The organism is Microcystis aeruginosa NIES-843 (assembly GCF_000010625.1).
Lineage (GTDB): Bacteria > Cyanobacteriota > Cyanobacteriia > Cyanobacteriales > Microcystaceae > Microcystis > Microcystis aeruginosa.
The window spans coordinates 2,241,438-2,260,483 of sequence record NC_010296.1; the positions used below are offsets into that span (position 1 = coordinate 2,241,438).

At 41.8% G+C, this 19,046-nt stretch carries 10 protein-coding genes, 1 tRNA gene and 1 pseudogene; 5 read left to right on the forward strand and 7 right to left on the reverse strand.

What is annotated here, in order from left to right; genetic code table 11:
* Positions 1–69: 69 nt before the first annotated feature.
* Both MAE_RS10835 and MAE_RS27695 read right to left on the reverse strand, forming a co-directional pair.
* Complete coding sequence (locus MAE_RS10835; protein ID WP_012265607.1) at positions 70–2,511, reverse strand: CHAT domain-containing protein; 2,442 nt, start codon at positions 2,509–2,511, stop codon at positions 70–72.
* Positions 2,511–4,904: a filamentous hemagglutinin N-terminal domain-containing protein gene (locus MAE_RS27695; RefSeq protein WP_158303509.1), complete on the reverse strand. Its 2,394-nt coding sequence runs from the start codon at positions 4,902–4,904 to the stop codon at positions 2,511–2,513. The genes MAE_RS10835 and MAE_RS27695 overlap by 1 nt, the downstream gene beginning before the upstream one ends.
* A 234-nt stretch (positions 4,905–5,138) precedes the next feature.
* Between MAE_RS27695 and MAE_RS33285 the strand changes: the two genes are divergently transcribed.
* On the forward strand, positions 5,139–5,486 hold the full coding sequence (locus MAE_RS33285) for a hypothetical protein (protein ID WP_012265609.1): 348 nt from the start codon (positions 5,139–5,141) through the stop codon (positions 5,484–5,486).
* A gap of 141 nt (positions 5,487–5,627) precedes the next feature.
* On the opposite strand, the gene MAE_RS10850 is transcribed toward MAE_RS33285, so the two are convergent.
* A complete protein-coding gene (locus MAE_RS10850; protein WP_012265610.1) occupies positions 5,628–7,286 on the reverse strand; it encodes an IS1634 family transposase in 1,659 nt (552 codons plus the stop codon).
* 141 nt (positions 7,287–7,427) lie between these two features.
* On the opposite strand from MAE_RS10850, the gene MAE_RS10855 reads away from it, so the two are divergent.
* Complete coding sequence (locus tag MAE_RS10855; RefSeq protein ID WP_012265611.1) at positions 7,428–9,056, forward strand: ShlB/FhaC/HecB family hemolysin secretion/activation protein; 1,629 nt, start codon at positions 7,428–7,430, stop codon at positions 9,054–9,056.
* Between the two features lie 56 nt (positions 9,057–9,112).
* On the opposite strand, the gene MAE_RS10860 is transcribed toward MAE_RS10855, so the two are convergent.
* Complete coding sequence (locus MAE_RS10860; RefSeq protein ID WP_148204742.1) at positions 9,113–9,715, reverse strand: DUF4384 domain-containing protein; 603 nt, start codon at positions 9,713–9,715, stop codon at positions 9,113–9,115.
* Between the two features lie 220 nt (positions 9,716–9,935).
* Positions 9,936–11,579 (reverse strand): caspase family protein, encoded by a 1,644-nt coding sequence (locus MAE_RS10865; RefSeq protein WP_012265613.1) that lies wholly within the window; start codon positions 11,577–11,579, stop codon positions 9,936–9,938.
* Positions 11,580–12,187: 608 nt separating this feature from the next.
* Between MAE_RS10865 and MAE_RS10870 the strand changes: the two genes are divergently transcribed.
* On the forward strand, positions 12,188–13,030 hold the full coding sequence (locus MAE_RS10870; RefSeq protein WP_012265614.1) for a methyltransferase domain-containing protein: 843 nt from the start codon (positions 12,188–12,190) through the stop codon (positions 13,028–13,030).
* Between the two features lie 842 nt (positions 13,031–13,872).
* Here MAE_RS10870 and MAE_RS10880 read toward each other — a convergent pair.
* Both MAE_RS10880 and MAE_RS10885 read right to left on the reverse strand, forming a co-directional pair.
* Positions 13,873–13,946: transfer RNA gene (locus tag MAE_RS10880), tRNA-Met, on the reverse strand.
* 91 nt (positions 13,947–14,037) lie between these two features.
* Complete coding sequence (locus MAE_RS10885; protein WP_012265616.1) at positions 14,038–15,864, reverse strand: peptidoglycan DD-metalloendopeptidase family protein; 1,827 nt, start codon at positions 15,862–15,864, stop codon at positions 14,038–14,040.
* 1,033 nt (positions 15,865–16,897) lie between these two features.
* Between MAE_RS10885 and MAE_RS29315 the strand changes: the two are divergent.
* Together MAE_RS29315 and MAE_RS29320 are read left to right on the forward strand one after the other, a co-directional pair.
* A pseudogene (locus MAE_RS29315) lies at positions 16,898–17,627 on the forward strand (IS630 family transposase); the annotation flags it as partial.
* A gap of 151 nt (positions 17,628–17,778) precedes the next feature.
* Positions 17,779–19,001 (forward strand): ISAzo13-like element ISMae28 family transposase gene (locus tag MAE_RS29320; RefSeq protein WP_125730310.1). Its coding sequence is split into 2 segments (ribosomal slippage): positions 17,779–18,259 and positions 18,259–19,001, totalling 1,224 coding nucleotides; the frame shifts between segments, so codons are not numbered across the junction.
* Positions 19,002–19,046 lie beyond the last annotated feature (45 nt).

Genomic DNA, 19,046 nt, shown 5'->3' on the forward strand with positions numbered 1-19,046 from the left:
GTTCAGCAAGCTTAGTAAATGCTGAACCTCAGCAAGTCGTTTTCGGGCTTAACCGAGTAGTATTGGGTCTTATTCTGCTTCTCCAATCAGAGTAAATGCCGCCCAATCTTTCGGATTAGGATGGTTTTTCATGGTGGTTAACATTGCCTGTCGCAACGCCTGCGCTTTATCGAGCTTTTTCTCTTGCCAATTGCGATAAAATTCAGTCATTAAACTTGCAGTAGGTGCATCAGGAACTGACCACAAAGAGACTATAACGCTGGGCGTTCCCGCTAAAATCAACGAACGAGATAAACCAATCACCCCATCACCTGTAATATCGCCTCTTCCTGTATCGCAAGCACTTAAAACGACTAATTCAGCATTGAGCTTGAGTTGGAGTATTTCATCGTAGGTTAAAAATCCGTCATCATTGGCAGAGGGATTCGGTGCTAAGGCGATCGCACCATTTCTTAGTTTAGCTAGTTCTGCTTTATTGAGCCAACTTACTAGGGTTGTTCCCCTAGCATTTTCCCCTGTAGCATCGGTATTATCTAACAATCCATGAGTTGCTAAATGAATAATTCTAGCATTAGGTAATTGAGCAATAATAGCGGTTTCTGTTGCCTCTTGGTTGAGAAGAGGTTTAACCTGGAGTAATTTAGCAATAGCGATCGCTTCTTGTTCTGCACCGGGTAAAGAGGGTAATTGTTTAGGAGGATTGCCTAAACTTGGCATTACGGGATTGCCAACAATTAATATTTTGTTAATAGCTTCTGGGGAAAGATGAGCGTGTTGTTGCTTAATTTGATGGGTGAAATCGAGTATTTGAATGGCTGGAGAAGTAATGATAGTATGCTGAGAAATTAAATAGTTATTTTGGGGATCTTGCAGTGCGGGAAAAGGGACTAAATAAAGAGAGCGGTGAGGAATAAAAATAACCTTTGCTTCGGGATTAGTTGGCAGAAGTTCGGCAATAGGTTGAATCAGGATTTGATAGAGTTGTTGAAGACGTTGTGTTTGTCCCGATGCACTTCCATTAATAGTAACAAGTTCAATACTTGCACCTCGTCCTCTTACACCTAACGATTCTCGCCCACTTTTAACGAGTTCGTCGAGAGCAATTTTTTTTGACTTAAGATCGACTTGACGAAATTCTATTTTGCCTGTCGGTTGTACAACCCAAATGTAGAGTTCTCCAGGGGTTCCTTGAGATTGTTTTCTCCCGTGACGCAGTTGATCGTTTTCTTCGGGGATAATTGAATATTCAACTAAGGTTGCATTTTGGGTTTGAGCAATTTTTTTGATTTCTTGGAGACTTAGTTTTAACTTAGAAATAAATTGGGGATTTGCAGAAAGTTTCTTGACGAGCAAGTTAACAAAGGCACGAGCGCGACCATGTTCAGCAGTTTCCAGTGCTTCATCATAGCGTTTTTGCGCAACTAATACTCGTTGTAGGAGAATATAAGTAACGAGGGTATCGAATTGAGAAACCTGCAAGCGATCGGGTAAATCAGAGCGAAATTTATCCCAAATATCGATAGCTTCTCGCAAACTTTTTTCGGCTTCTGAAAATTGTTTAGCATCTAATTGATTGTTGCCTAAATTATTGAGTGCCATGGCAATTGGTTCAGGATTGCCTAGCCCTCTAGCAATGGCTAAACTTTGCTGATAGTATTGAATCGCTTTGAGATAATCTTTCTCTTGATCTCGATGAAATAATCCCAAAGTGCCTAATACGGAACGCTCTAATACTTTATTGCTGTTTTCTCTAGCAATAGTTAAGCTTCGTTGATAGTCATGAAATGCTTGTTGGATATATTGCTTATTTCCGGTATCTTGACCTAAAGTTTGATAAACAATTCCTCGATTATGTAAAATGTTTCCTATGATAGCTTTTATATTTAACTTTTCTGCTAATTCTGAACTCTGATTGTAAGCTTTTTCTGCCAATTCTAAACTCTGATTGTAAGTTTCTATAGCTTTATCGTAATTATTTAATTGAGTATAAACAAGGGCAATATGTGATAATGCAGATGCTTGACTTGATAGATCATTTGTTTCTCGAGCAATTTTCAAAGTTTTTTGGAAATAATCAAGTGCAGTGTCATAATCTGCCAGCCTCAAATAATTAATGCCTATATTTTCTAATAGCGTTGTTTCTTCAGGATTGTTATGGTTTTGATAGATGGGTTGTGCTTGGTCGAAATATTCAAAAGATTTTCCTAATTCTCCTAATTCTCGATGGACAACACCCAAATTGATCAACAGTGAACCTTTTAAAAATGAGTTAGACAAAGATTCAGCCAGTAATAACCCTTGCTTCCAGAGTTGTAAGGCTTCTTTTAGTTGACCTGTCTCAAAAGCTTGATTGCCCTGTTTGAGTAGTTGTCTTACTTCATTTTCTTGAGAATTGGGCGATTGTGCTAATAGAAATTGCTGAGATATAAGAGGTTCTGAGCATAATTTCTCTGCCAATGTCACGACAAAACAAGCAATAATTAAAGTGACTCCAATCGCCTTGAGTTTCATCAATATCCTTCAATTTGCAAAAGACTTCTGGGTGGGGTTGTTGGAACTTGGCATCTACCTGAGCCTTCAGTGGATTCTCCTACTTTTTTATCAGTAGTAGGTTGGTTAGGTTCTTCTACAGGCTTTTGGCTAATAGTTGCATTATTCTCGGTATCATTGGTGTCACAAACTGTGCTTGTACCTTGTAGTTGTTGTGTATTGCTATTAGGATTAGTATTATTAGAATTAGAATCGCGATTTGTATTACCTGGATCGCCACCACTTGCTAGGCTTGTATTAGTAGTAAACATTACCATACCTCCTGTTTGGCCTCGATGATCAGTTCTTGTAAATGATTTAATATCTCCACCAGTGCCGCTAATTCCCTGAGGAATTACCTCACTACCTGCAATAAAACCAAAACTACTGTTACCCCCATTAATAACTAAGCCGCTACCTAATTGAACAGTTAACCCTCCGTGAGAAATCGAAAGAATAGGTCGTTGAGGAAATGGATTATTCGGTGTAATCGAACCCCCTTTTAATCCATCTATCAAAAGAATACTTCCAAGATTATCAGTATTAGTAAATTTTCTTGTTATTACCTCAGTTACACGAAAAACACCAGAAGCATCAGCCGTAAAACCAAAATCATTTACATTTTCACCCACAAAAATAATCTCAATTCCCTTTGCAATAATATCACCTCGATCAAGGTCTATAAACACATTGCCTTGAGAGCCAGTAATTATCAATTGGTTTTGCTGAGCGTTCAGGTTTATATTGTTAGTCGCACTGAGCCTTCCTGCGTTAATATCTCCATTAGTTGCCGTTAAATTTATCTCACCACCTGTCATAAAATCGGTGAAGGTTGTCCCCGATAGAGGAATATTTTTATCAGCCGTATTAATATTACCTGCTACAATGTTTTTGGCTGTTATGGTGACTACTTTTCCAGGTGCGAAAATAGTATCATTAGGATTCATCACAAAGTTGCCACCTGCCGTAAATGTGATCGAAGTAGTTGAGGTATCTTTAAACTCTAAAATATTATTTGCCAAATCTTCGACAGTAATGTTATTACTCGCTTCTAAAGTAATATCCCCTTTCATGTTTTCAAGAGTTTCTTCTGAAATCGTGGCATTAGAACTATTGCTAATAATAATATTTTCTGGATCTAAAAATATGCTTCCCGATTGACCATTAACTGCACCAACATCTACATTTCCTCGAAAACTTAAATTCTTTTTTCCCGAAACCTCAACAAAACCACCATTTCCTGATTCCGTTCCACCCCGTGCAGTAATATTGCCATCAAATCTCGTTGTATTATTTGCCCAAGCAATGACTTTCCCACCATCCCCGTTCATCAAAGCATCGGCATCAATGATGGAATCCTGACTGATATATGTCTGCGTTGCATTAGGAATCGTTCCTTTTCCCTGGTAATCACCACCAATTAACGCAACTCCACCGCCATTAATCCCCGACACATCAATCTTGCCACTAATCACACCAACCTTATCCCCTAATACCTGCACTTCACCCCCAGTCGTTCCTGACGCATCTAAAATTCCCGATGCAATCACTGTCCCTGCTTGTTGGGGAATTTCCGTTTGAGAATGAGTCAGGCGAACTCGGCCATCTCCTGTTACTTCAACTCCTGTTGCATGGGTGAGGTTGCCACCTGTCAGTAGTTGAGGCAAAGATAGAGGGGTAAAACTTTGCCTATCTGCGTTGAGGGAAGTTTTGACCGCAACAGGTAAATCCAAACTCAGCAGACTTCCTTGAGGGGTAACGCGTATCAGTTGTTCCCCTTTGACAGCAGCAATGGTAATATTCCCTTCTGGGGCTTTCAGGGTTCCTGTATTGATGACCGTTCCCCCCAACAGAGTGATATTATTTCCTTGAGGAACGGCTAAATTACCTGCATTAATAATTGCCCCTGCATGGCTATCTGTAAAAGCAAAGGCGTTGGGAGTTCCAATTAAGTCAGCATAATTGTTGCTGCCCATTGCCTTAAACCAATAATCCCCTACCTGTATCCCCGTAGCGGTTGTGGCAGTAAAGGAACCAGGAACGTTTAAACTGGCATTAGGACCGAAGATAATTCCCGCAGGATTGACGAGATAGAGATTAGAATTAGCCCCTGAGACTTGAATTAACCCATTGATAACTGAGGCATTACCCCCAACGACTCGACCTAAGATATTAGAAATGCTAGGATTTGATTGAAAGTTTGCTGTCTGACCTTGAGAAAGTCCAAATTGATCGAAGCTGTGAAAGAGATTGCTTCCCGCTTGTTTCCCACCACTAATATCAAATTGGTTGTTATTAATAATAATCACTGTTCCCGTTCCATCTGGCGTAGCAGTAATCTGGGACTTAACAGGGGAAACGCCACAGGTTGCCACTAAGATTAAGGAAGACCAAAGATAATGGATTGGTTTCACAGGACTCCTCACTGTAAATGCTTTGCCTTCAATTCTGCTAAAACTCCTTCAAAGGGAAACATTAACGACACAAATCTTGACAATTAAGCTTATTTATGTAAATTTATGTAAATTTTTTGTTCAAAAGCTGATCGAGTTAGAAATTTATCCCTACAAATGGAGCATATCTGAATCATTTGAGGAGATTTTAAAACAATGAAATGGTGTGTTAGGAGTGTCTTTATAACTTTGGGGTTAGTCTTGCCCTCCCTAATTCTAGACAGTAATAGGGAAACGAATAAGGCATGGGCAGGAGATTTTGATGTTTTAGAACTTGTTCAGCAAACACAACCAAGCGATCGCTTTTTGCCACCCGAATCCGAACCGATTCAACCCCTTCCCGAAGAGAGAAAACCCGTTATTACGCCTACCGAAACTCAACCGTCACCCCCATTAGAACCCACATTCCGCACCCTAAGTGTCACAACGTCTCAAAAGAGGAAGGGGCGCGAGTCAAAATACTTATCTAGAGGAGTGAGTTGGCGGCAAGCTGCCGGCAACTAAGCCGAAAATTTCAGAGTTCCCCCGGTCATTCTCAATAAACAGTGCTTGTTGAGAATGACTAGGCAATCAGACTTAACATCTAGGGGGAGATGTTCCAGTTGCTCGCTTTGTTTTGTCACCCCTTGAAGTCAATCCATCTGGTCAAGATAAGAGATAATATTCCTGGCAAGGTTTGGGAAAAAATCTCAAAATGTTGCGCCTCTCATCCGTTAAGTTGCTAATCTTTTGATTGTCTTGAATACGTAGGAGATGAATCCCTTGAAAGCACTGAAATATCCAGCGTAACGTCGGTCGGTCAGTTAACTTACCCAACGGATTTTTCAGTCCCGTCTCCTGCTGTTTTAAATTCAGACGAAGTTGTCTTTGACCAATAGTATAAACCAGCAGGCACAAGCCCATGAGCATGGCCATGACCTCGATTCTATGGGGAGATTTGAGAAAGACACTGTCAGCAAAAAAGCAGGGGTCTTTGAGAAAAGAAAATCCTCTTTCCGGAGCTTGTTGCCCTTTATATTTTTTGAGTATATCCTCACTGCTTAATCGTTGTTTCTCCAAATCGTTAGTTGCTAAAACGAATCGTCCTGCTCGTTTCTTTAGCCTCTCAATGGCGGTCAAATTCAACTCTAATTTGGCTTGAACTTGATAGCTTTGAGAGGGTAAATCGTCTTTTGATTTGAGTTTTGACCCCTGGGACTCAGGCGGAATGAGATTGACTTTAATCTCCGTTAACTGATGAGATTTTAAGGAGTCAGATAATCCTTTGGCTATCGCCAACGCCACCGCTCTATTCTCAAATTCTCTTCGGGATAGTTGCCGGATTTTTTCTTGGGCAGAATTCTTTTCCTGCTCGATTTTTTTCTCTAATTTTTTCAAGTCTGATTCTTGTCTAGCTTGACTTTCAACTAGCAACCATCTTTGTTCTATACCCCCATAGTTAGAGCTTGTTTCCCGCCAGGAATAACCCGGTATTTCTGAATCGGTTAACTCTTTTTCTGAGATGCTATCGACTAACTCTTGAGCCTCTTTAATGCTGAAGGGGACTCGAGACAACCAACGCATTTCTTTCATTAGTTTTAAATTCTCTTTGCTATAGAGGGCGCTATCGCCGACTATTAAACTGTCAAAGTCAACTTGTTTTTGAAATTCTCGGGCGATTTGACCAAAAACCGCTTTGTCCGCTTCATTTCCGTCCCCTACTTTCAGGAATAAAGGTACATCTCCATCCCCACTTACGATTAAGTCAATCATAAATTGTTTTAAGTCAGGTCGTCGGTCGCGGGAGTATCCGTAGGTAATTTTTATTGGCTGTTGTCTGGTTTCAATTTCTTCTCCCACTGCTCCTGATTTCAGGATTTCTACTGTTGGGTATTCCTTTTTATATTCTCCTTCTACTGATAGAGAAGTCGAATCTAAATGGGAGTTCTCGGTTGCTACACCAAATTTTTTCACGGCGGCTAAACTAATGAGTAGGAAAATACCCGAAACATCCAGTTGATAAAGTTTGTCCATTACTCGACCAATTTTATCATCATTCAGGTGTTTTGCTTCGATGCCTTCTCCCAGCAGATGTTCGGTTGCTTTATCTTCAAAAAATTGAGGAAATAAATACAAGGCCCGGGAGACAAATCCCAATCCGTTCAGGATAATTGCTTTCACGACTTGCCCCGCTGTGACAATTTCTCCTCGCTCAATTGAGACTTGTTCGTTGATAATTTCAACGATTCCTATTTCATCGATAATTCCGGCTACTAATCCCAGATGGTCTAGATTTTTGACTTCAATTTCTGTTGATTGATTCATGGTCGAACAGCCCACTGCCTAAGTTTTCCAACAATTCCTATTTTTTCATAATTAGGGGTCTCAAGCTCCCCCTAACGGCCACCGAGAAAACCTTCACCAGATAAGTATTTTTACTCAAGTCTCTGGAGGGGGACAGCTTATGTGACAGTTGAGGGTGCGGAATGTGGGTTAGAAACTCCTGATCTCACAATTTCTGTACGTCAAATAGAAGTCGTTGGCAGCACGATTTTTACTCCAAAAGACTGGAATCCAATTATTGAACCGTTGGCAGGAAGAACAGTTACTCTAGCGCAATTACAAGAAGCCGCCGATAAAATTACCCAACTCTATGTTGAAAACGGTTATATCACGTCTAGAGCAGTATTAGGAGAACAGGAAATTGTCGATGGTGTAGTGCAAATTCAAGTCATCGAAGGTCGTTTGAGCGAGATTAAAATTGAAGGGGCTCCGCGATTAGAAAATTATGTGCGATTGCGGCTAGAATTAGGAGCAAAACCTCCCTTGCGTCCCAACCGTATTGAGGATCAACTGTTACTCCTACAAAGTGATCCTTTAATCAAAGGGATTAATGCTTCTTTACAACCAGGAGTTAAAATTGGAGAAAGCATTCTTGTTGTTACTGTTAATCCTGCCCCTTCTTTTAATGCAGAATTGACTGCCGATAATTATTCTCCCCCAATTTTAGGAGGAGAGCAATATGGGATTGGTGTAGGTTATGGCAATCTTACAGGATTAGGTGATCGCATTTTTGCGTCCTACAAACACACCTCTGGTAGGACAAATCTCTGGGATTTTAGGTATCATATTCCCTTAAATCCGATGGATGGTGCAGTTGAATTGCGAGCTTTCCTGAGTCGCAGTGAATTTACCAGCAGTCAAACCTTTAATTTAATCAACCAAGGTCAAATTACCCAAGAAACCTTCGATTTAACCCTGAGTTCTGATTACGACTTCTATCAGGCTAGTTTCCGTCAACCGATTATTCGTACACCAAGGAAGGAATTAGCATTATCCCTTGGTTTTAGCTATCGCAATGGGTTTCCTTTAGAAGCCTTAGAAGCTGTCAATCTTCCGGCAATCTTAACAGACTTTCTCAATCAAGTGGGGGTAGAACAGGGATTACAGGATTTAGGATTGTTAAGCCCTGACTTGAATCAAGACAAAACTAGCGTTTTTGCACTAGGAGTCGATTATATCACCCGTGATCAGTCAGGGGTTTGGGCATTGCGATCGCAGTTTAATTTTGGGACAGGATTATTTGATGCAACCATTAGACCAAGTCCCTTACCCGACGGTCTTTTTTTTAGTTGGTTATTGCAGATGCAGCGTATTCATCGCTTAGGAGAAGACAATTTACTGCTAATTTCTGTGGATATTCAGTTAACCCCCAATAGTCTGTTAGCTTCAGAACAGTTCGTCATCGGTGGTGGACAATCCCTGCGAGGATATCGGCAAAATGTCCGCTTTGGGGATAATGGTTTTCGTTTCAGTATTGAAGATCGCATTGCACTGGTAAAAAATGAAGTTGGCAATGCAGTCTTTCAGATTGCTCCCTTTGCAGACATTGGTCAGGTCTGGAATAATCCTGACAATCCTGTTACGCTTCCTTCCCAGACGTTTTTAGCAGCTATTGGAGTCGGCTTACTGTGGAATCCGGTGAAACAAGTAGCAGTACGCTTAGATTTTGCCCTTCCTTTCGTCAATTTGAAGGATAGGGGCAATAACATACAAGACAATGGCATTTACTTTAATGTTATTATACGCCCTTAACGACTCCATTTCTTACTGTTCTTCCCTAACAACTTAGTTTTTGATGCAAGATTTAACTACATCCCAACCACCTCAAAGGTAATCGACATAGCCGCCATCTGTCGGGTATCAATCTGACGCACCTCCGCAAAAGAAGTTGTCCCACTTCCCCGACTTCCCTCATCTAAATCATCCAGAAGACTAAAAATTGCCTCATCTAGTTGGGGTGAATTAATCGGCGTACCTCTAGCACTTTCTCCTCTATCTGCTGCTAAAGTTCTCAACAAATCAATTGCTTTTTTAAGAGGAGTTGTACTAGCAATAACTAAAACTTCAGCCAACCCTAGATCACCGACAACTTTAAAAAACCGATAATGATCCCCTCTATCAACATCAGGAATATTAATAGTTTCTTGAGGAGCAAGTGGAGGTAAATCTTCATTTCCCTGGGATGGAGAAAGAACCATTAAACCACCATCTACACTAACAAGTAATACACAGATATAAAGGGGAAAAGATTCATTATTTTGAACAATGAGTCGAATTAATGTTCCTAGTTTAATTTTTTGAGCATTGGTAGTTAATCCCCTCACTCCTCTGGTTTGACTGATGGGGGTTATTGTCGCACCTCGTACAGTAAAAGATTCTGCTACTAATTGACTACCATCTACCGTTTCCATTGCCGCAGCTACACTCAGAAGGGAAGAAGTATTATTAAGTACCTAAGCAAAATTAATTACACATCTAAGCCACTACTCCGTCAGACTTCTGGTGTGAGGAAACAGTGAACTGAAAACTCAAATCCGATCCCTAATAGCTGTCTCCCGTCTCGGAGTCTCCCGTCTCGGAGTCTCCTGTCTCAGAGTCTCCTGTCTCGACTAGGAAATTAATTTTGCACGACTACTTAAGGGTTAACTTGACTAATCTTGCTGCTAATAATGATTTTAACTTAGGGCGTAATCGCTCAACGGCATCTGTTACTTTTTCCTCGGCAATTCCAGACGAATCGGGAATCAAATCCAATGCAGGAGAAAATAAAGCAATGCTGCCGACTTCTGGCAATTTTTTAACTTTTAATTGCTGTAATTGCTGATGATAAATGGGGGAAATTCGCCCTAGAATATAGTGAAAGTTGGTTTGCTCTAAAGATACCACTTCAATGCGTTTAATCGCTTCTAAAGCTTGTTTAGCTTGCTGTAAAGAAGCATCTAAACCAATTCGGAGAGTTAAATTACCGGGAATTGCCCGCGATCGCTCTTGAAGTAGAGTTCCGGAAGCAATATTATCTCTTGTCCGCATCAGTTTCCCCTTAGCTGTCAACTCTTGACGGGACTCTATCTGAACTTGACCTCGTTCTTTTCCTTCCCCATCCACTAAAGTTAAAATTGCCCCCCGACCGAATGCTGCTAAGGTACGCGGATCGATCCCTCCCAAAAACAGATCCACCCGATTTCCCTGCACTTGAGTGACCACAGCTTCAGCAGGGATTTTCTGATCTGGTTTGAGAAAATAAACCGCTTGCTGGCTGTTGTTACTTCCCTCCCTAGTATTAAATTCCGGTTGCTGTAATAAACCAGCCGTCGGGAAATATTCCCGTAAAATGCGATCGGTAGTAGCCGTCGCACTTATCATTACTTGACTAACTGAATCGCCTCCGGTTTGCTGCCAGAGATAGCGAGTCAAGGTATATGTAAAGATACCGGCAGCCGTATCGCCAAAGGAAGCATCGATCGCCGCTTGGTCATTTCTAGCAGCCGCGAGCATTATGCCTTTGGGAACGCCTTTTTTTCGCTCTGTGGCCAAGTCTGAAGCGGTCAAGTTGAGTCTGGACATCAGTTGTTTTTGATATTCCTGTTCCTGGGGACTTGCTAACAGTTGGATGTTAGAGTTTTCAGTCCGGTTTAACTCCTTTAACTCCCGATTTCCAGGGCGAGATCGCACTGTTAAGATGCCTTTTCTTGCCCCTCCAGAGTGACAACTATCCAGAATAAAAGTGACATTTTCTGTATTAATTGCTTGCATTAACAACCACAAAGTATGACCTGTAATATCATTAACTTTTCCTCCTTTATTGGGATAACCTGGAGGCAGAATGCTATCAACAGGAACAATCGTGCTAACTTGCCCATCTTGAAAAATTTGATCGGGATCAAAAACTTGAGAACCATGACCAGAAAAGTGAAAAACTACCACATCACCGGGTTGCGCCCATTGAATTAAATGCTCTTCAAACGCTTGTAGGATATTCTCACGAGTTGCTTCATGATCAGTTAAAAGCAAGATTTGATCGGACTGAAATCCAAAACGGTGAATGAGTAATTCCTGTTGTAGTTTGACATCATTGACTGCGCCTTCAAGGGCTATCCATCTAGTATCGGGGTAATTATTAACACCCACTAATAATGCCCGTTTACGAGGTGTATTCTCTGCCAGTACGCTACGATAAAGAATGGCTCGCTGTTTCAATTCCAACTGGCTCAATCCTAAAGTTGCTAATAAAGAACCAGTCAGGGATAGTAATTGCCTACGCTTAATTCTAGTCATAAAATTTCCCTACCTATTTAATACTACCAAATCTTGATACTGAAAGCATTTATTATTGTGATTTTGGGGGAATTTGCCCGGCCGTTAAGGTGACAATTTAGCCATCTTTTAAAATGCTGATAGACTCTCCTAGATCGCTATTCTCACACCAGCATCGATTTTCTGATGCAGTTCTGTTAAGGTGGATTCAGTCATTTGAGTTACAGATAGATAATCCAAGTATCGCATAAGGGTAAATACAACTGGGTCACGTTAATAAGCTAAGACGCATTTAAACCGCTTATTCTTAGATTAGCCGAACCTCCCCCAATCCCTTTACTGTTGCCTTTTGCCTCTTGCCTTTTGCCTCGTCTCAACAAGCAATTTAAATTACGAACAGCTTACGTCCCCGCTCATAACGACGACGAACCACATCTTCGGGAATATTATGCCACTGGCTACCTTTCTGTCAACTCTCTCTAAAGACTGATGATTTCCTCCTCTTCTTTTGTGTGTACTTTGTCCGCCTAAATCTTTTAAACTAGAAACATCGGAACTCAATACTGGAGAAACTTCTTATGTCGGAAACCTCTTATCTTTAATTCCACCCACTTACTTAGGAAATCACCATGGAACTTGAGCAACGAATAGCCGATTTTTATGACTCCTCTAGTGGACTGTGGGAAAGGATTTGGGGCGAACATATGCACCATGGTTACTACGGTCGCGGCGGCAAGATTAAACTCGATCGCCGTCAGGCACAAATTGATTTAATAGAAGAATTATTAACTTGGGGTGGTGTCACCGGCGCTAATCAGATTCTCGATGTCGGTTGTGGCATTGGTGGCAGTAGTCTTTATCTGGCCGAAAAATTTCACAGCCAAGGGGTGGGGATTACCCTTTCCCCGGTACAAGCCGCTAGAGCCAGCCAAAGAGCGCAAGAGTTCAATTTAGAAGAAAAAGTCAGTTTTCTTGTGGCTGATGCCCTAAAAACCCCCTTTCCTGACGATAATTTTGATCTGGTCTGGTCATTGGAAAGTGGCGAACATATGCCCGATAAAAGGCAATTTCTGCGGGAATGTTATCGGGTTTTGCAGCCCGGGGGCACTTTTTTGATGGCCACTTGGTGTCATCGTCCCACCACTTCCCTGGCCGGTAATCTAACGGAAGGGGAGATTAAACTATTAAACGAGATTTATCAGGTTTATTGTCTCCCCTATGTGATTTCTTTGCCAGAATACGCCGATATTGCCCGTGAAATTGGCTTTCAAGACCTAAAAACCGATGATTGGTCCCTATCGGTGGCCGCTTTTTGGGATGTGGTGATTGACTCGGCCCTAACCACAGATGCGATCGCTGGTTTGTTAGCAAGCGGTTACACTACTATCCAAGGAGCTTTATCTTTAGGGTTAATGCGGCGCGGTTACGAGTCGGGTTTAATTCGTTTTGGCTTACTGCAAGGGAAAAAATAAAGGCCGATCTCTCCATTTCCTTTTAACAAAACTTAACAATTATTGGCAAAATTTTGCTTGCTTTTATCGGGAGATTTTGAGATAATATTTTTAAAAGATTTTATTCATAATGGTAATCTTGGCACTTAACTCAATTTCCACAGATTCCCATTATAAGAAAAGCATAGCGCAAACCGCCGCCCAAGTCAAGTCCTTTCCCATACTTATGGGTGCGAATTTCCTGGAATCAAAAAAAGGGCTTTGGTGGGGTCTGGTGTTGGGGAGATTTTTGCTGGGTTCAGGGAACGAGATATATTTCTTTTTAACAAAACTTAACAATTATTGGCAAAATTTTGCTTGCTTTTATCGGGAGATTTTGAGATAATATTTTTAAAAGATTTTATTCATAATGGTAATCTTGGCACTTAAGCTGATTCGCACAGGTTACCATTATAAGAAAAGCATAGCGCAAACCGCCGCCCAAGTCAAGTCCTTTCCCATTAATTAGGGTCTGCTGAAAAAGTTTTTCCTGGGGGCAGGGTGTGGGGTGTGGGGTTTTACCGGTTTTGAGGTGGCCAATTACCTAATTTTCAGGGAAAAAGTCCCGGAATTTTCCCCCTGATCACTCCCATGCCAGGGACTTTTTGATTGACAAAAAGTCTAAAAGTCTTACCCAACAAGGTTTTTAGATTTATTCAGCCAACCCTAATTATGGGTGCGAATTTTCAGGAATCAAAAAAGGGCTTTGGTGGGGAACAGTGATCAGGTAGAACCCGAAGGGAGCGTTCCCAGGTTCTACCTAGGAACGAGATAAAAAGCAAAATTTTGTATTTCTAAAATTCTACACTTAGGTTTTCCGAAAATGGCTCAGGGCAGATTTGAACTGCCGACCTTGGGCTTATGAGTCCCCTGCTCTGACCAACTGAGCTACTAAGCCGTTGTTTACACAGTTATCAATCATAACACACAATCACCCAATTGCACAAGAGCAAAAAAGGGAAGAAAAAATCTTCCCTTTGCGGGCATCTTTAACGTCTGCCTGGCAGGAAAGCCATGGGATTAACTGCGCCCTGGCCGGAGGGGTGAACCTCGAAATGTAGGTGGGGGCCGGTGCTAAAACCGGTGCTACCCATCTGGGCGATTGGCTCGCCTTGCTGAACAGTTTGGCCGCGACGCACCAGCAGACGGCTGTTATGGGCATAGAGAGTGGTGCTACCATCGGGGTGACGCAGTTTCACCAGATTGCCATAACCGCCCGAATTCCAACCGGAGGCGATTACTTCACCGGCGGCCGCCGCCACAACTGGTGTACCCACTGGACCGGCGATATCGATGCCGCGATGAGGTCTGCCCCAGCGCCAACCGAAACCGGAGGTTAACACACCTCTAGTGGGCCAGATAAAGCCGGTAAAAATCGGGGCGGGATTGGGTAAATACTCATCGGGATTAGTGAGGGGAGGAAGGGAAGGTTCTACAGTTTCGCCGACGGGGATTCGTAGGCGATCATTATATTCTTCCACATTAGTAGGAGCCGAACCGATAATCTGGGGGGGGGTGCTTTGGTTAGAACGCGAACGAATGGCAGTCCATTGGGGATTAGGGGTTATTTGCGGCTCATCGAGGGTTTCTGTGGGATTATCGACGGGAATAGCGATACTTTTCTGGGTTTCCGAAAGATTAGTTTCTCGCAGATTAGCCACCTCTTGGCGCAATCTTTCCCGATAGCTGCCAGTGATATTTTCGGGGAAGTCTTCCGTCCTCGTGGTGGCAGTTTCCGGGGGCAAATTTGGTCGATTGCTGGGGTTAAAGGAGAGTCTAGCGCGATCGCCGACCAAGGGAGTAAGATTTTGATTAACTCTAGCGTTGGCAGAACGGTCGGGAATTACTAGGGTTTGATTAACTTTAATCTGGTTGGGGTTGTCAATGCCGTTTTCCCTGGCTAATTCGGAAGGGGTGATGCCGAGAACACGAGCGATCGTGTTTAAGGTATCCCCTGGCCGAACCCGATAAACTTGGTTTTCTGGGGGAACTATGACCCGAGGATTGGGAACGGCGGGAATTTCAGTCACAGGAGCCGGATTTCGTAGGGCAACGCTGGGAATTTCCGGTCTGCTTGTCAAGGGAGGATTAACGGCAATTGTGGCTATCGGGCGATCGCTTTCAGGGGTGGGAACGGGAATCGGGATCACCTGGCTGGTTGGTCGGGGGGATTCTTCGGGAGCAATAACGGGAATCTCGACGCTAGTTGGCGAATTATCGGGAACGAGAGCGGTAGTTTCGGTGACGATTACTGTTTCCCCGGAATCGGACTGATGGGGGATTTCCTCGGTCCGTAGGGCGGCCAAACTTTCTTGGAGACGTTGACGGGTTTGACGCAGACTAGCAGAGGAACTATCCAACTGCTCAGGAGTTGCTGCCGGGGCTGCCGGGGGCAACTGCTCAGGAGTGGGAATTTTTAAGGTTTGTCCGATAATCAGATCGGATTGGGGGGGGAGATTATTGCGGGTAGCGATCGCTGTGGGGGTGGTTTGATAGGTGTCGGCTAAACTCCAGAGGGATTCTCCCGGTTTTACCTGATGCTCAACCACTGATGTGGCGATGAATTTGACGGTAGCAAGTGCTTGGGATTGGATTATTTGCGGTTCTTTTAGTTCTTTACCCGCACCTTTTGCTTTTTGGGACAGGTCAATTACTTCCCATTCTAAGGGTACAGAATTGGCGGCCTGGGCTGATTCTGAGGTGGAGTTGAGAATGCTAGGTACTCCCAGAGAGAGTGCTAATCCCAGCAGGGCAACTGAGTAACGGACTCGGTTAGACTCAGCAGTGCAATTCTGTTCCGGGGTAGCGGATGTCATGGGGTTGTGGATAAAAGTCTCTTTCAAACAGACCTCCTGTGGTGTAAAGAGTTAGCCAGAGCCAGTCGATTAAGCCGATGATTCTAGCTTTCAGCATTAGCCTTGAGGCTAGAGTAGAAGTTAGGCAACTTTCTTTTTAGTCAAAATACCTAAAGGTGACTTTTAGGAGAGATTAACTTAGATTTTGAAATTGTGCAAGTCTCCCTCTGACTATTAGCATCGGGATCACGGCAAGTTGGTGACATTTTGAATGTCCAGATTGACGATGCTCTATCTCAGATGTTCCAAGCTGATCAGCATTTTTCGTCTTGCCAATTTTTGCCAGTTTTTTCATAGAAATTTTTTATCTGTTTTGCAATTTACAAAGAAATTATTAATCATTCGCCGCTCGACAGGAAACAAGGGGCAACGATGGCTATTCAAGGTCAATACCGGATAAATAGGGTTCGCCGAAAAAATTTTTTCTGGGGGCAGGGTGTGGGGTGTGAGGTGTCGGTCGTCCATAGCAAATTAGGTGACACTTCGTCTTGATGAGAAAAAGGCTGTCAGCATTTCCTTCGCTAATTCAAGGATGGTGAGCGCCTGTTCCTTATCGAAAATTTGGGTTGAAAACCCCGCCCTTTAGCGGAGCGGAGGGCGGCTTGATTACTTTAACTTTTGGCTCTAACGAACCTGTCATGTAAAACTATCAACAACTTATGCTTGTAAAGCTTGTACACTAAGCCTTTAAGTTTTTGTTAGATTGATATTTATCAACTTTAGAGCATTGCTGTGTTGTAAATAGGCTACAATGCCAGCAGACCAAAGGCAACCTCCTTTAAGTTAAACCGCCCGTGAGTGGTATAAAAAACACAAGTAGGAAAGGCTAGTGGTTGGGCTTCTTTGCACAGAGGTGCGGATAACCTCTTAAAAACGCATGGACTCTAACGAGTACCGAAAACTATACTTTGCACGGCTATAACTTGCATTTTTTCCTCAAAGACAATAATATAGTTTAAGAGTCATAATTAGAAGCAAAGCACTCATTGAAAACATGATTAACCTAGAATTCACCGAAGAAGAAAAGAACTCACTGTATTATGAAAGATTTCATCATCCTCATCCCCGGGTTCAACTTAAAATGGAAGTTCTTTGGTTAAAGAGTCAAAAGATACCGCACCAAAAAATTTGTCAGTTAGCAGGAATCTCGCCAAATACCTTATTAACTTATCTTCGAGATTATCAAGAAGGCGGAATAGAAAAATAAAAAGAAATCAACTTCTATCGCCCTAAAAGTGAATGAGAGTCTCAAAGAGAAACGCTCAAAAAATATTTCGATAAAAATCCACCAGCCACAATAAATGAAGCTGTATACAGAAGAGAAGAATTGACAGGAATAAAAAGAAGTCCCACCCAAGTAAGGAAATTCTTGAAATCAATGGGAATGAAATGTATAAAAGTAGGTTCTCTTCCTTCTAAAGCTGACCGGGATGAACAAGAAGACTACAAAGAAAAAAAGCTAGAACCAAGACTAAATGAGGCGAAAGAAGGAAAAAGGGCTGTTTTTTTTTGTTGATGCCGCTCACTTTGTTATGGGAGCTTTTCTCGGTTTTGTTTGGTGTTTTGAGAGACTTTTCGTTAAGTCACCGAGCGGGCGTAAACGCTTCAATGTTTTAGGAGCATTAAATGCGATAACTCATGAAGTTATTATGGTAACATATGACACTTATATTACAGCAGCTCAAGTCTGTGAACTTCTTAAAAAAATAGCTGCTTTAGGAATAAGGGACTTCCAAAAAATAAACTATTCATGCTCAAGAATAATAATCATTCTCGGAGTGTAGGAGGTAGGGGTCGATGGTTGCCTCCTCCTTCCAATTTTGTAGTAGAATTAATCCTGTACATTATTAATCAAGTTTTTCTTTGTAAGTGTATATGGAATTAACTGATTCCCTCAAGAAATTGCTCAGTGAAACTGCACTTCAATTAAAAGGTGCAGCTAAAAGAAGATTCATGGCCCAAACAGTCTTAGAATTAGGCTATGGGGGACAAACCCTTGCTGCACAGGAGTTAGGCTGGAATCGAACTACTATTCGTAAAGGAATTAAAGAACTAAAAAGAGGTATTATTTGTGTTGATAATCATTCAGCTAAGGGGCGGAAAAAAGCAGAAGAACATTTACCTTTTCTATTGGAAAACATCAAAAGTTTAGTGGATTCTCAAAGCCAAACTGACCCAAGTTTTAAAAGCCAAAGGCTTTATGTGAGACTGAGTGCGGCCGAAGTCCGAAAGCAATTAATCTCTAAATATGGGTACAGTGATGAGGATTTACCGAGCGAGGAAACTATTCGGGTTAAATTAAATAACTTAGGTTATCGTCTGAAAAGAGTCGCTAAAGTTTTACCTCAAAAAAAATTCCAGAAACCGAGGCAATCTTTGAGGAATTAGCTAACATTAATCGGGAAGCGGATGAAGACCCTACGATGTTACGTCTTAGTTTGGATGCCAAAGCCCGTGTTAATATTGGACTATTTGATCGAGGAGGTAAGAATAGAATAACTGTCGAAACAAACGATCATGATTTTAATCCGAAAACAACCCTAACCCCTTACGGAATATTTATTCCAGAATTTGATGAGTTGTTTTTGTATTTCACTGCCTCCACAGTCACCAGTGACTTTATTGTTGATATATTAGAAGATTTCTGGGAGTCGGAAAAATCTCGTTTTGAGAAAATTAAAACTTTGATAATTAATCAAGATAATGGACCAGAAAATAATTCGAGACGAACTCAGTTCATGAAACGTATAGTTGAGTTTTCCCAAAAATATCAAGTTAATATACGTTTAGCTTACTATCCCCCTTACCATAGTAAATATAATCCTATTGAACGAACCTGGGCTGTGTTAGAAAACCCTTGGAATGGGAGTATTTTAGATGAAATCGAAACGGCTTTGAAATTCGCCCAAACTATGACTTGGAAAGGAAAACACCCGATTGTTAAGTTGATTACTGAAACTTATGAAAAAGGAGTAAAGCTTACTAAAAAAGCCATGGAAAAAATCGAAGAAAAAATCGAACGTCTCACAGAATCAACGAATCAAGACTTTCCCGATTTGGGACAATGGTTTATTGATATCTATTATGATAAGACCTAGTTTGTAGTTAACTAAGATGGTTAGCTAAAAACTGTCTTTGATTCT